Below are 13,088 nucleotides of genomic sequence, written 5' to 3'. Positions count from 1 at the left end.
AGACTTCAACAATCTTTTTTCGAAAATCAAGAGAGTAAGCTTTCATGCTCAGCCATCACAAGGAAAATTCATTACAGACATGAATAATTCCCAGAGCCTCCTATAGTTCAATTGTACCTCACTCAACAAGGAACCGCTATAATAACTCTATGTCGCTCAAGTTGCTTGGAATCTAATCTTTATATGAGCCAGCAGTTGACTCTAGAAATCAGTGATGAAGTCTACGCTGACCTACAGCGTAAAGCTAGTGCTTTAGGCGTCTCCATAACAGAGTGGATAGTGACCGTTGTCACTAGGCAGGGCGCGGTAGCTAGCAGAGCGATGCTGTCTGTAGAGCAACAGGAGCAGGCGCGGCAGAAGTTTAAGAGTCACGCAGGGGCAATCAGTTTAGGGTACGCAACGGATACAGACAACGAAGCAATTGATGCAGACCTTGCCAAAGCTTATACCGATGAGTATTAGCGGCGGGATTATTTTGTGCTTTTAGATACATCTGGCTTGTTGTGCTACCTACATCGCGATGAGCCGCAGCATGAAAAAGCTGTAAAGCTCGTCAATGCTTCAACCAGTGGGCTTCTGACTCACAGCCATGTCCTGGCTGAGTTGGTGGCCCTTGCCCTGGTTCGTCGTTTTCCTCGGGCTAAGGTTTTAGAGTTTGTAAGTGACTTGGTTGATAACCCAGACATTGAAACAGTTTGGGTTAATGAGCAACTGCACCGAGAAGCTATGGAGCTTTTGTTTGTTCGGCAGGACAAGGGATATTCCTTATGCGATGCGGTGAGCTTTATCCTGATGCGCCAGCGGGGAATACCCGATGGATTGACGACAGATCGCCATTTTGAGCAGGAGGGATTTATTAGACTATTGCCGCCAGCTAGTTAACACTGCGTTGGTGCGGGCGGTGCAGAGGTTATCGGTGAGAGGTCGAGGTTATCTGCCGCCGCACAACTTCACCGTTATGCGGCACAAGCATCACCAACCAAGTAAACTGACAACTCAGAGCGATCGCAGATTTCTTGTAGGCCTGGTTGAGGCATGGGGCTGATTTTGGTTACAGTAACGGCATTAAGCGTTAATTCAAGGCTCAGTCACGGGTAACCGCACCACAAAGGACGACCCCCGGCCCACCTGACTGTTAACCACAATGGTGCCGCCACAGTACATTAGCAGCTGCTGCACGATCGAGAGCCCCAGTCCAGCCCCTTCCGTTTCCTCCGGGGGCAAATTGCGGCCTCGATAAAAATGGTCAAAGATACGGGGTAGATCGCTGGGGGAAATACCAGTCCCGGTATCTCGCACATTAATTTCGACAAAATCGTCGTCATGGCGATGGGCAGTGACCCACACCTTCCCCTCACTGCCGGTATATTTCAGGCTGTTGTTCAGCAGGTGTATCATCACTTGCCGCAACCAGGCCTCGGGGCAACTCACCCGGGGTAAATCGTTGGGGATGGTGTAGGCCAGCATAATCCCCTTTTCTTGGGCCAGGGGCTGATAGGTGCTGACCAGAGGAGGGACCGCATCCGCTAAGCATAGGGGGGTAGGGGGCACCTGCCCCATGCTCGTTTCCATTTGCAGTAGGTTCAAGACACCGCTGATCAACGCACTCTGGCGATCGCATTCGAGGCTAATCATATCCATATACCGCTGCCGCTGGGGGGGCTTTAAGTGGGGCGAGTCGAGCAGGGTGAGGGCCGTTTTGATCGTGGTCAGAGGGGTGCGCAGCTCCTGGCCAACTGTGTTGAGAAAATCATCCTTCAGCCGCAGGGTACTTAGCAGCAGTTCATTTTGGGAGGACAGACTGGACATACTCATGGCCTGGCGTCGATAGCTGGAGGCCACCTGGCGCAGGTTTTCCTGTAGCCGAATCTGCCAGTTCAACCATTTATCGACTAAACCCAAAAAGCGCGGATCGGCGTTGACCCCTGGCAGGTCAAATTGCGACCAATCTAAGGGGGCGGTTGGGTGCTGTTGCTGGAGGGCTGCAAGCAAGGCGGCGATCGCCGTGAGGTTCACCGAGCAACTCACAGATAAATAGGTAGAACGCTGGGCGGGGGAGGTCTCTTCTGGGTCATCCTCCAGGTTTGCGATCGCTGACGAGGCCTGAATCCGATGGGCCACCACCATGGCTGCAAACCCCTCTCCACAGAGCACCACAAAGTAATCACCCCGCCAGGTGTCTGGCGTTTCGATCGGGACTGTGACAGCGGACAACCCGGGGCCCGGGGCCGACGGCCGACCCGGTCGACAAAACCATCCCAGCTGATGGGGTGGCGCTAGCCCCTGGCTATAGCGATAGACATCGTCAGTCCAGGCATCGCCAGTCGGCAGTTTAGCCAACAGACTAGCGGCAATTTGGTGGGTTTCTAAAAAATCCACCGTGGACTGCAGAATGGTTTTAAATCCCTTGGGCTTAACCTGAAGATAGTCAGGGGCAGCACCGCTGCCCTGCAACAGCGGATACAGGGAAGCGGTCTTGTTCCTGGAAGACGGCATGGTGCTCTTTCATGCGGAATAGCAGATAGTTTGGCTGGATACAGTTGCAATCCTCTGACATACTCCCAGAGTATCGGTATCTGCAAAGCGAATGCCACCCATGGTTGGGTGTGCTCACATCATATGGCAAAGCCGAAATCTTGGGTCATGGCTGATAGCGTTTCACCAAACCGTAACGAGCCTGCTCTCGGTCGTCGAAGTGGATCTTTTCAGTCCCCAGAATTTGATAGTCTTCATGGCCTTTACCGGCAATTAGCACCCCGTCTCCGGGTTGGGCCATGGCAATGGCGGCGGCAATGGCGGTCGCCCGATCGCCAATCACCTGGTCAGCTCCTAGCTCAGCCGGAATTCCTGCCACAATATCTTGCAGAATTTGGTCGGGGTCTTCGGTGCGCGGGTTATCGGAGGTGACCACCACCACATCGGCCAGGTCATAGGCAATGCCACCCATCTGGGGCCGCTTGGTGCGATCGCGATCGCCCCCGCAGCCAAACACACAGATCAACCGCCCCGGCACAAAGGGACGCGCTGCCTGGAGGGAGTTTTTCAAGCTGTCGGGGGTGTGGGCATAGTCCACAATCACACTGATGTCTTGGTTGGGGACCACGGTCACCTGTTCCATCCGGCCTGGTACTCCGCCAAACTGAGGCAGGGCTGTCGCCACCGTGTCCAGCGAAATCCCCAGGTGGAGTGCCGCCCCCACCGCTGCCAACAGATTTTCCAGGTTAAATTGCCCCACCAAGGGCGAGGTAAAGGCGATCGCCCCCAGCGGTGTGTGCAGGGTACCGCTCACCCCCGTCGCCTGGTAAGTCAAATCTCCGGTGTACAGGTCGGCATTGGGGTCTGCGGTGCTGTAGCGCCAGACCCGCTCGGGGGGCAGCTGCGCCACCAGCCGTTGCCCGTAGGGGTTGTCCCCATTCACCACGGCCCGCCCCACCAAATAGGTATCGCTGAATAGCAACGCCTTGGCCTGGAAATAGTCCTCCATATCCCGGTGATAATCCAAGTGATCTTGGGTCAGGTTGGTAAATACCCCCACTGCAAAGGGGCAGCCCCACACCCGCTGCTGGGCTAACGCATGGGAACTTACCTCCATCACCCCGTATCGGCAGCCAGCGGCCACCGCCTCTGCTAAATCCCGCTGCAAATCCACCGCAAAGGGGGTGGTGTACAGGGCCGTCTGTTGGTGCCCTGGCCAGCGGCGATAGAGGGTGCCCAAGAGGGCGGTCGGTTGATTAGCGGCCCTCAGCAAATGCTCGATCAGGTGGGTGGTGGTGGTTTTACCATTGGTGCCCGTCACCCCCACCAACCCCAGTTGCCGGGCCGGATAGCCGTAGAAGCGGGCTGCCACTTCGGCACAGGCGATCGCCATGTTAGCGGCCGGAATCACCCAGGGGGCACCATCGGCGGCGGGTCGCTGCTGCAGGGCCTGGGGAGATACTAAGGCTGCGATCGCCCCAGACTCCAGGGCACTGGGCCAAAATTCTCCGCCATCCACCCGCGTCCCGGGCATCCCGATAAACACATCCCCCGGCTGGCAAGCATGGGAATTGGTACACAGCCCCTTAACCTCCGTGTCTCCCCCCTGGGCGGGCAGGCTAAACCCAGCGCTGATGATCCCTGCAGGCAAGCCATCAAGCAGTTGGTGCAGTTTCATGTCAGCAACTCCTTACATCACTGAAAGTTGCCTTATTCTGCCTTACCTTGGCCCAAATAAGTCTGTATCAATTGCTCCACCTTGGCCTGAGGAGCCCGGGGAGATAGCCGAGGCAACGCGATTTCCTCAGGCCCTGAGGCGGTTTGGCGCACCTGGCACAGCACTGGAATATCGTATTGGTAGCGCTGAAACCAGTCGTCTCGGGTGGTGATATCGCGGACTTCTAAGTCAAAGGGCAAATGGCTGGCCGCCGCCAACTTTTCCGCTAGACCTTCACACAGGTGACAGCCGGGCTTGCTATACAACACAAATTTCATGATATCCGGGTTGAGGATTCTTCGGAGGGCGGTTGGGAGGCCGGGGGTAAAGACAGCGGGTCCAACCCTGACAACTGAGATTGCTCTGGGGGGCGTTCGAGCACATCCACAATCCAGGCCTCTTCAATCCAGACTTTAGAAATCACCGCCAGGGGCAGGGCTAACACCAACCCCAGGGGACCTAAGAAGGTGGCAAAAAAGATTTGGGAAATCAGGGTGGCCGCTGGCAGTAGAGACACCTTTTTCTGCATAATCATCGGCGCAAACCAATAACTCTCCAAGTTTTGGATCACCACATAAAGCAGAATCACCGCCAGAGCTTGTTGGGGCGACTGTAAGAGGGCCACAAAGACAGGGAAGACGGCACTGAGAGCCGGACCCAGATTGGGGATAAAGTTAAATAGCCCCGCCAGGACCGCATGGGCAAAGGCAAAGGGAACCCCCAGCACCACCAGCCCAGTAAAGCTGAGGGTGGCCACAAACATGGAATTCAGGGCCACTCCCCCCAGCCAAAATATCAGCACCTGCTCGCATTTAGTCAAAATTTCGTCAGCCCGACGGCGATACCCGGAGGGGAACATGCGCATCAACAGCTGCCGATAGGCCGGGGGATCCGCCAACATCATTAAGGTCAGCACCAGCAGCAGCAACACTTGCAGCAGAATCGCCACCGAACTCGAGAAAAAAGCTAAAAAGTTGCCAAAGACGGTGCTGCTAATTGTTGCCACCTGACCCAGCAAATCGGTCAGGGCCGGTAAGAACTGTAAGTCCTGCTCGGGGAACCAGGCGGGCGGGTTGGCCCGAAACGCTTCAAACCAAATGGTGAGCTGATCAAACCCCTTAGGAATGAGGGTGATTAACTCTTGAAACTGGCTAATAAACAGCGGTAGCACCAGGCCTAGGAAAATTACCCCGCCCAGTAACACCAGCGAAGCGGTCACCAAAACCGAGCGACTACGAGGCCAGCCATAGATCTGACAAAACCGACGCACCAAACTATTGAGGGCGATCGTAATCACCACAGCGGCAAAAATCAGCAGCAAAATCTGCCGAAATTGCCACAGAATTACTAAGACGATGCCGAGTAAGACTAAATTGACCCAGTCGATGAACTTCACAGCGACCTCACCCCATTGCACCTGATTTGGTCGTTTAGATTCGTCCCCTAACAGCCTGATATGCTGGAAGTTTATTGTACCTGGTTAAACCCCTATGGTAGCTCCTTCGTCTTCGTCAATTCGGGATCAACAACACCCAATGATTCGTTCCTTGGCTGATGGGATCGAAGCGACTTGGCAGCAATACCTTGACCTTTCGCCGTACCACCTGCCGGAGGATCTAGGCTATGTGGAGGGGCGCCTGGAGGGGGAGCGGCTGGTGATTGAAAACCAGTGTTACCAAACGCCCCAATTTCGTAAGCTGCACTTGGAACTCGCCCGCGTCGGCGGCAGCCTCGATATCTTGCACTGCGTGATGTTTCCCCGGCCAGACTACCCACTGCCGATGTTTGGCTGCGACCTGGTGGGCGGTCGGGGTCAAATTAGTGCGGCCATTGTTGATCTGTCACCGGTGATGGAGACTCTGCCACCGGCCTATCAAACCGGTTTGGAGGCCCTGCCCTCTCGCCAGTTTGGCCAAGAGCGAGGGTTACCAGAGTGGGGCACGATTTTCTCCCCCTACTGTCGGTTTATTCGCCCCGACGGCGCCGACGAAGAGGCGGCTTTTATCCAGCTCATTACCGACTACTTGAGGGTGCACTGTCAGCAGGCCCAGGCGGCCGCCCCCGATGCCCAGGCGGCGGCGACCATTTTGGCTGGCCAGCAGCACTACTGCCAACAACAGCAAAAAAACGACAAAACCCGCCGGGTCCTGGAAAAAGCCTTTGGCCAAGATTGGGCCGATCGCTACATGACCACTGTTCTATTTGATTTACCGACATAGCGGTTGTGGTGTAGGTCGCTCTAAGGTGATTAGAATAAAAATCTCTAATTGACTCATTGACCGATTGACCCCATTGTTGGCAGCGGTCATTTTTCCGTATCTAGTTTTTCGTTCCATTTATCGCGTTATCTGACTGGGGCACCGCCATGGCTGTAAGCTATCCTTCCACACCAACCCGCGCTGATTACACTTCCCTAACGCAGGCTGATCAGCCAGCCTCTACCCAGCCTCGTACAGGGCGGCTGATTGTGTTTACCGGCCCCAGTGGCGTCGGCAAAGGTACTTTGTTAAAAGCGCTGCGCGATCGTTATCCAGCCCTGCGGCTGTCGATCTCAGCCACTACCCGCTCACCCCGACCAGGGGAGGTGGATGGCAAGGATTATTACTTTGTTAGCCGCTGCGAATTTCAAGCCATGATCGATCGCGGCGACCTGCTGGAGTGGGCAGAATTTGCTGGTAACCTATACGGCACGCCCCGGCAGGCTGTGTTTCAGCAGGTGGAAGCCGGTGAATGGGTGATTTTGGAAATCGAACTGGAAGGGGCCCGGCAAGTCAGAGAAAGTTTTCCCAAAGCCCTGCAAGTGTTTGTGCTCCCCCCCTCCCTAGAGGAGCTAGAGCAACGGATTCGTAGCCGGGGCAAAGATGCTGACGAGGCCATTCAGCGGCGGCTCGACCGGGCCCAGGTAGAAATTGAAGCGGCCCCTGAGTTTGATCGTCAGATTGTGAATGACGACTTAGAGGTCGCCCTAGAACAACTGGAGCAGGCCATTTTTGATTAGGGCTAGGGGACAGACTCTAGGGCGGTGGGGGGTAGACCTTCTAGCACCACCAGGGACTCTGTCACTTCTTTGACCAAGGGGGCCGCCACCGTGGAACCGAAGGCGTTGGTGCCCTGGGGTTCGTCGATAATGGCCACGACCACATAGCGGGGGGCCTCCACGGGCAAAATACCGACAAAGCTCGTAATCCGTCCCCGGCCATAGCCGCCGCCTGCAGCTTTTTGGGCGGTGCCAGTTTTACCCCCAACGCGGTAGCCTGCCATCTGGGCGGCTTCGGTGCCGTCGGCTACCACGGTCTCTAGCATGGCCATCACTTGCTGGCTGGTTTGGGGTGAGAAAACTGGCTGGGGGGTGGGGCGCTTCGGTTCCCAGAGGGTATGACCATCGTTGTCCACCAGTCCTTGAATCACATGGGGCGTCACTAGCTTACCTCCATTGGCGAGGAGGGCTTGAAGCTGCAGTAGCTTCACCGGGCTGAGGGAAAATCCTTGGCCAAAAGAGGTGGTGGCCGGCTCAATCCGGCTGCGAATGAACTGCTCTCGATCTTTCATGTGGCCTGTGGCTTCGGCCGGTAGATCAATTCCAGAGGGCTGGTCCAGGGTGATTTTTTCCAGCCAATTGAGATAGGTTTCGGGGGGCATCTTTTCCATGATCCGCACCATACCGATGTTGCTGGAGTATTTCAGTACATCGGTAATGGAAATCACCCCTCGCCCTCCCCGTTGGGCAAAGTCGTGGTTACGGATGGTCCAGGGACCAATGCGCAGGCTACCGCTGTCGTTGACCTGTTCATCGGGGGCGATAACCCCCTCTTCCAGCGCGATCGCAATGTTGATTGACTTAAAGGTGGACCCTGGTTCGTAGAGGTCGCTAACGGCCCAGTTTCTAAAGGCACTGAGGTCAGCGTCGTAGTAGCGGTTGGGGTCATAGGTGGGAACGGTCGCCAGGGCTAGAATCTCCCCACTGTGGGCATCCATTGCCATCACCGTACCCCGTTTAGCCCCATGGTGCTGTACTGCCGCTTGTAGCTCCTGCTGGGCAATGCGCTGTAGGCGACTATCCAAGGTTAACTGCAACCCGGCTGTAGCGGTCTGCGTCGCGTCGTCTGGGGTATCTGCCTCAGCGATTACCGCTGGGGCCTGGGCCGACAGCAGCAGTTCGTCTTGGTAGGCCAGTTCTAGGCCAGCCTGGGCCTCCCCATCCAGGTTGACAAAACCGACAATGGGGGCAAACAGCTGCTGCTGGGGATAAAATCGCTGCTGCTGGGGAATCAGCTCTAGCCCATCAATCTGTAGCCGCTGAATTCGATTGGCGATGGATTCAGGCAGATCATTGAGGACTCGAATGCCCGTTGGCTGTTGGCCAAACTGAGCTACCAGATCTCGCTCCGGGGTTTCCAGCACAGGGCTCAGGCGAGCCGCCACCTCGCTGGGGGGCAGCTTGAACAGATCGGGGTGGGCATACAGGGTGTAGACGATCCGATCCACCGCTAAAATATTGCCCTGGCGATCGATGATCGGATGGCGCAACTGTCGCTGTACCGTCGGTATGTACCGCTGTCGCTCAGCTCGCTGGGCTAGATCGTCCCCTTGCAGCAGTTGCAACCAAGTCAATCGACCGGCGATCGCCCCCATAGCCAGCATTAACAGCACCCACACCAATAGAATTCGCAGGCGATTAGCCGCCAGGGGACGAGGGGTGGCTACAGGGGTTGATCGCTGACGTTTACGGCGACGACGGGCGCGGGCCGAAAGGGCAGAACTAGCCATGGGCAGTCAACCAATAGATCGATAATTTCAGCCTGGTTCCAGCGGCAGAGGAGGCCATGACTCAATACCCCAAGGGAGCATCTACCTGGGGCCAGATGAACCGTTCGGGGGTGGCCGTAGGCAGAGGAGGCTGGCCCCGCTGGGGGGAAGGCTGTAAAAAAATAACATGGTCAGGGCGGGGGCGCTGTAGCCCGTTTGCACCAGCTTCCACCTGCTGAGCCAAGTGGTTCTTGAGCACCTCCTGGGCCGTGGTCAATTGCTCGGATTGACGCTGCAGGTGGTGCAGCCGCCGAGTCGATTGGGTTAGCTGCCTGTCCACATACACTGAGGTGCCATACCCGACTAAGGCCAAACTAACCAAGGCCCCGGCCATCACCGCCGACACCACCTGCACCTGAGACAGCAGCTTCACTAGCGGACTCGGAGAGCGCAAAGGCACTTGCCGCACATTGGTGGAGGGCGCCGTGGGCACCACCCTGGAGGCGCTCAATCGCTGCGATCGCCGCCTTTCCCGAGCACTACCATCGGCTGCCCCAGACCCTTGGGGTACTGGACGAGGCACGTAGGATTTTAGAGCAGCAGACATAGGCAACCCACACCACACACAGAACTGAGGCTAGGATACTCCATTCTGCTAATTTTGAACGCTAGGGGGTAAAATCCGCTATAGCTTAGTGCCACAGGCGGAGCAAAAGTTACTAGTGGCGGCATTTTGATGCCCACAGCTAGCACATTCGGCATATTCTAGGCCGCTCCCTTGAACCTCGGGTAACCCTAACATTTGATGGTTGCCCTTACCCGGGGCCACCATTGGGTAACAATTTTCATCGCGGCGCACATGCACATCCATCAGCACGGGGCCGTCGTGGGCTAGCATGGCGGCAACCGCTGGTTCCAGTTGATGCCGCTGGTCAATCACGATACCTTTCAGGCCATAGGCCTGGGCCAGGATCTCGAAATCAGGCATGCCCGCCTGCATATTCGACGATGAGTACCGCTCTCCATAAAAAGCTTGCTGCCACTGACGCACCATCCCCTGCCAACCGTTATTGATGATCACGGTTTTGACTGGAATACCGTACTGCACTAGCGTACCCAGTTCTTGCAGGTTCATCTGGAAGCTGGCGTCACCGCTAATGCAAATCACGGTGTCGTCAGGCAGGGCCACCTGGACCCCCATCGCCGCTGGCATGCCAAACCCCATGGTGCCTAGGCCAGCGCTAGAAATCCAACGGCGAGGACCATTCTTCAGGAACTGGGCGGCCCACATCTGATGCTGACCCACATCTGTGGTGTAATACGCCCTTGGTGCTTGACGGTTGAGTTCAGAGATAACTTCCTGGGGAGACAGCACGTCGGCATAGGTGGGCACCACCAGGGGATAGTCACGGCGCCAGCGGTTAATGCGATCGCGCCACGCTTGGGTCTGTTTAGCCGGAGGCTGTTGGTTCTCAGTGTCGAGGCGCTGCAGCAAGTTAATCAACACCTGCTTCACATCCCCCACAATGGGCACTTGCGGGGTACGATTTTTGCCCACCTCGGCCGGATCAATGTCAATGTGAATCACCTGGGCCCGGGAGGCAAACTCATCCAGCTTGCCAGTCACCCGGTCGTCAAAGCGAGCCCCCACGGCAATCAGCAGGTCACATTCGCTCACGGCAAAGTTGGCATAGGCCGTACCATGCATGCCCAACATGCCTACTGCCAGGGGATGGTGCTCGTCAAAAGCCCCTTTCCCCATCAGGGTGGTGGTCACCGGAATTTGAAAATACTCTGCTAGCTGCAATATTTGCTGATGGGCATTGGCCGTAATCGCACCGCCCCCCACATACAGCAGGGGTCGCTCACTCTGGCGAATTAGCCGCAGGGCATGGCTAATCTGCCGAGGGTTCCCCTTGATGGTGGGCCGATAGCCGGGCAGGTTAATTTGCCCTGGTTCAACCGGATGATAGTCGAACTCCTCCAGGCCCACATCTTTAGGGATGTCGATCAGCACCGGACCAGGCCGTCCGGTGCTAGCAATGTAAAACGCTTCCGCCACAATCTGAGGAATGTGTTGGGGCTCACGGGCCACGTAGGAATGCTTCACGATGGGCAAGGTAATGCCATAGATATCCGTTTCTTGGAAGGCATCACTACCAATGGCATGGCTCGGCACTTGCCCCGTGATCACCACCATCGGGATTGAATCCATCTGAGCTGTGGCAATGCCCGTGACCAGGTTCGTTGCCCCTGGGCCGGAAGTGCCAAAGCAGACCCCCACCTTGCCAGTAGCCCGAGCATAGCCATCAGCCGCGTGGGCGGCCCCCTGTTCGTGGCGTACTAACACATGGGAAATCCCCCCGGCCGCCTCCGCTCGGTAGAGCTCGTCATAGATTGGCAGGATGGCCCCACCGGGATAGCCAAAAATATGCTCGACCCCGTGGCGGCGTAGACTGTCAATCAGGGCAAAGGCCCCGGAAGCACGGCGAACAAGCACATCACTCTGAGCGGCAACTGGAGTAGTCATGGCAACGGTGGCTTGGGTTTGGCTAGGGCTAAATGACATTAAGCAGAGGTTTGAACGATGACAGGAAGGCCTCACCGAGAGTGATTAACAGGCGCCGGGACAAAGCGCTCACCCCAATGACGTGGCCAAAGATACTGGCGTGGCCAAAGACACTGATGTGACTCAAGACACTTAATACTGTTAAATATCGTACATTTCCATCCCTTAATCTTAGCAGCAGAGTCCTGGATGTTTAATTGCTCAGGGGAAGCATTTTTGGGTTGTGGGTTATGAGCTGTTGATATGGGTCCAGCGGTCGTTGGCCATAATAGCGGGACCAACTGATTAAAACGTCGGCGGCATTCACGGCTAAGCTAGCCTCCCCCGGCGGCCCCACCTGCCACCCCGATACCTGGTGGGGGGACCGCCACAACTGTCGATGGGGCACCCCAGGATCCGCATAAAAATGGGCCGTCGGAGCGCCCCAACCGGGGGAGGTGACATGGGTGAACCAATCATGGCTGAGGCGGTGTACCGGCACCACTGGGGGGCAGGGCACCCCCCAACCATCCACCATAAACAAGGCGCGCACGGTTCCCCGGTAGCGCTGCCAATAATTTACCAGGCCAGCCGCCCCCACGCAGCCAGCGCTAAAGGCCCACACCAGCACGTCTGGGTAGGGGGGGTGGGGGGCAGAGGCTCGCTCTGTGGGGGCGGTATCTAATGGAACCAATTGAGCCAGGCTTGGGGCTAACCATTGCCTCAGGGCCTGGGCAGACAGAATCTCTGACGATGGGGTTGGTGCAAACACCAGCACCCGCTCCGGCTGAATGTCTATCTGGGGAGTAAGGGTTGCTACCATCTGGTGTGTCTCCTGGGGATCATGAAAACCGCCACACACCACTAGGGCCATATCCACCATCGGGATCATCCAACGCAACATAGAGGAGACCATCACTCAACCAATCAATTACGCTCAGTTGAGAAACGCTGCACTTTGCATCGATTCTAATTTCTCTGATGGCAGAAAAAAGCTTTTATTTGAAACTTTAGGTAGAGCTGTGCCCTAGATAGGGCCATCCCCACGTCTTGTGCGCATCTAGGCTCTTGACCACCCCAGGAGAAGTCTGAAGATGTCTCAAACCATTGTCAATCTTACGTTACCCATAGTCACGGAAAAAATCGATGCAATTCTGGCAATCTACCTCGCCCAGGGCTATTTTGTGGGCGTGGAGCACCAGGATCTGCGCCAAAAGCTAGCGGCCTATGTTCTCAGTCGACTACCCGTGGTCTATGTGGCCATGGATAGCACTGCCGCTTGCAGCTTAGAATCTCCGGCTGGGTGCTATTCCCCCGCCCAGCACGAGCAAATTAGTCGATTGATCCACCAGGGCATTGAGGTGCTGCTAGGGATGGTTACGGCCAGCTATGACCACCGCGATCGCGAGCTGGCTGATGTGGGGGCTAGCCCCTCCAGTTGGTTCGGTTGAGGATATTGCTCAGCACCCGTTCGGTTCTACCCATAGCTCAATCGCTGTTAAGGTCGTAGTCTCTATATAGATAGTCTCTATAGACGATGACTAGGACAGACAGTGATTAGGACGACAGTGACTCGGGATGTCGCCAGGGTGGCCTCTGGTC

At 56.4% G+C, this 13,088-nt stretch carries 13 protein-coding genes; 5 read left to right on the top strand and 8 right to left on the bottom strand.

Annotation, left to right across the window (positions count from 1 at the left end; all coding sequences use genetic code 11):
* The first annotated feature begins 183 nt into the window (after positions 1 to 183).
* Both E1H13_RS14915 and E1H13_RS14910 read left to right on the top strand, forming a co-directional pair.
* Positions 184 to 462, top strand: a complete 279-nt coding sequence (locus E1H13_RS14915) for a hypothetical protein (protein ID WP_169614208.1) — start codon at positions 184 to 186, stop codon at positions 460 to 462.
* A 15-nt stretch (positions 463 to 477) separates the two neighbouring features.
* On the top strand, positions 478 to 882 hold the full coding sequence (locus tag E1H13_RS14910; protein WP_169614207.1) for a PIN domain-containing protein: 405 nt from the start codon (positions 478 to 480) through the stop codon (positions 880 to 882).
* Between the two features lie 195 nt (positions 883 to 1,077).
* Here E1H13_RS14910 and E1H13_RS14905 read toward each other — a convergent pair whose 3' ends face one another.
* The 4 genes from E1H13_RS14905 to E1H13_RS14890 form a co-directional block, all read right to left on the bottom strand.
* The gene (locus E1H13_RS14905) at positions 1,078 to 2,496 is read right to left on the bottom strand and encodes an ATP-binding protein (RefSeq protein WP_169614206.1); all 1,419 of its coding nucleotides are present in this window, start codon (positions 2,494 to 2,496) and stop codon (positions 1,078 to 1,080) included.
* A 145-nt stretch (positions 2,497 to 2,641) separates the two neighbouring features.
* The gene (locus E1H13_RS14900) at positions 2,642 to 4,153 is read right to left on the bottom strand and encodes a UDP-N-acetylmuramoyl-L-alanyl-D-glutamate--2,6-diaminopimelate ligase (protein ID WP_169614205.1); all 1,512 of its coding nucleotides are present in this window, start codon (positions 4,151 to 4,153) and stop codon (positions 2,642 to 2,644) included.
* A 32-nt stretch (positions 4,154 to 4,185) separates the two neighbouring features.
* Positions 4,186 to 4,470 (bottom strand): glutaredoxin family protein, encoded by a 285-nt coding sequence (locus E1H13_RS14895; RefSeq protein WP_169614204.1) that lies wholly within the window; start codon positions 4,468 to 4,470, stop codon positions 4,186 to 4,188.
* A complete protein-coding gene (locus tag E1H13_RS14890) occupies positions 4,467 to 5,588 on the bottom strand; it encodes an AI-2E family transporter (RefSeq protein ID WP_169614203.1) in 1,122 nt (373 codons plus the stop codon). The genes E1H13_RS14895 and E1H13_RS14890 overlap by 4 nt, the downstream gene beginning before the upstream one ends.
* A gap of 94 nt (positions 5,589 to 5,682) precedes the next feature.
* On the opposite strand from E1H13_RS14890, the gene E1H13_RS14885 reads away from it, so the two are divergent.
* Together E1H13_RS14885 and gmk are read left to right on the top strand one after the other, a co-directional pair.
* Positions 5,683 to 6,411, top strand: coding sequence for a phycocyanobilin:ferredoxin oxidoreductase (locus E1H13_RS14885; RefSeq protein ID WP_169614202.1), 729 nt, complete (start codon positions 5,683 to 5,685; stop codon positions 6,409 to 6,411).
* 146 nt (positions 6,412 to 6,557) lie between these two features.
* Positions 6,558 to 7,190: a guanylate kinase gene (gmk, locus tag E1H13_RS14880; protein WP_169614201.1), complete on the top strand. Its 633-nt coding sequence runs from the start codon at positions 6,558 to 6,560 to the stop codon at positions 7,188 to 7,190.
* A gap of 2 nt (positions 7,191 to 7,192) precedes the next feature.
* On the opposite strand, the gene E1H13_RS14875 is transcribed toward gmk, so the two are convergent.
* From E1H13_RS14875 to E1H13_RS14860, 4 genes are all read right to left on the bottom strand, one after another.
* Complete coding sequence (locus E1H13_RS14875) at positions 7,193 to 8,959, bottom strand: penicillin-binding protein 2 (RefSeq protein ID WP_169614200.1); 1,767 nt, start codon at positions 8,957 to 8,959, stop codon at positions 7,193 to 7,195.
* Between the two features lie 61 nt (positions 8,960 to 9,020).
* Complete coding sequence (locus E1H13_RS14870) at positions 9,021 to 9,545, bottom strand: hypothetical protein (protein ID WP_169614199.1); 525 nt, start codon at positions 9,543 to 9,545, stop codon at positions 9,021 to 9,023.
* A gap of 78 nt (positions 9,546 to 9,623) precedes the next feature.
* Entirely contained in the window at positions 9,624 to 11,468 is a 1,845-nt protein-coding gene (gene ilvB, locus E1H13_RS14865; RefSeq protein WP_169614198.1) for a biosynthetic-type acetolactate synthase large subunit, read from the bottom strand.
* A 232-nt stretch (positions 11,469 to 11,700) separates the two neighbouring features.
* Positions 11,701 to 12,402: a hypothetical protein gene (locus E1H13_RS14860; protein ID WP_169614197.1), complete on the bottom strand. Its 702-nt coding sequence runs from the start codon at positions 12,400 to 12,402 to the stop codon at positions 11,701 to 11,703.
* Positions 12,403 to 12,580: 178 nt separating this feature from the next.
* On the opposite strand from E1H13_RS14860, the gene E1H13_RS14855 reads away from it, so the two are divergent.
* On the top strand, positions 12,581 to 12,937 hold the full coding sequence (locus E1H13_RS14855; protein ID WP_169614196.1) for a hypothetical protein: 357 nt from the start codon (positions 12,581 to 12,583) through the stop codon (positions 12,935 to 12,937).
* Positions 12,938 to 13,088 lie beyond the last annotated feature (151 nt).

It is taken from the genome of Nodosilinea sp. P-1105 (assembly GCF_012911975.1).
GTDB lineage: Bacteria > Cyanobacteriota > Cyanobacteriia > Phormidesmidales > Phormidesmidaceae > Nodosilinea.
Note: the sequence above shows the minus strand (reverse complement) of the source record. Positions and strands in the feature narration are given on the sequence as shown.

Coding starts and splice junctions, on each gene's coding strand:
- gmk (WP_169614201.1), top strand. CDS start 6,558: ATGGCTGTAAGCTATCCTTCCACACCAACCCGCGCTGATTACACTTCC.
- E1H13_RS14885 (WP_169614202.1), top strand. CDS start 5,683: ATGGTAGCTCCTTCGTCTTCGTCAATTCGGGATCAACAACACCCAATG.
- ilvB (WP_169614198.1), bottom strand. CDS start 11,468: ATGACTACTCCAGTTGCCGCTCAGAGTGATGTGCTTGTTCGCCGTGCT.
- E1H13_RS14900 (WP_169614205.1), bottom strand. CDS start 4,153: ATGAAACTGCACCAACTGCTTGATGGCTTGCCTGCAGGGATCATCAGC.
- E1H13_RS14895 (WP_169614204.1), bottom strand. CDS start 4,470: ATGAAATTTGTGTTGTATAGCAAGCCCGGCTGTCACCTGTGTGAAGGT.
- E1H13_RS14855 (WP_169614196.1), top strand. CDS start 12,581: ATGTCTCAAACCATTGTCAATCTTACGTTACCCATAGTCACGGAAAAA.
- E1H13_RS14875 (WP_169614200.1), bottom strand. CDS start 8,959: ATGGCTAGTTCTGCCCTTTCGGCCCGCGCCCGTCGTCGCCGTAAACGT.
- E1H13_RS14905 (WP_169614206.1), bottom strand. CDS start 2,496: ATGCCGTCTTCCAGGAACAAGACCGCTTCCCTGTATCCGCTGTTGCAG.
- E1H13_RS14870 (WP_169614199.1), bottom strand. CDS start 9,545: ATGTCTGCTGCTCTAAAATCCTACGTGCCTCGTCCAGTACCCCAAGGG.
- E1H13_RS14860 (WP_169614197.1), bottom strand. CDS start 12,402: ATGGTCTCCTCTATGTTGCGTTGGATGATCCCGATGGTGGATATGGCC.
- E1H13_RS14915 (WP_169614208.1), top strand. CDS start 184: ATGAGCCAGCAGTTGACTCTAGAAATCAGTGATGAAGTCTACGCTGAC.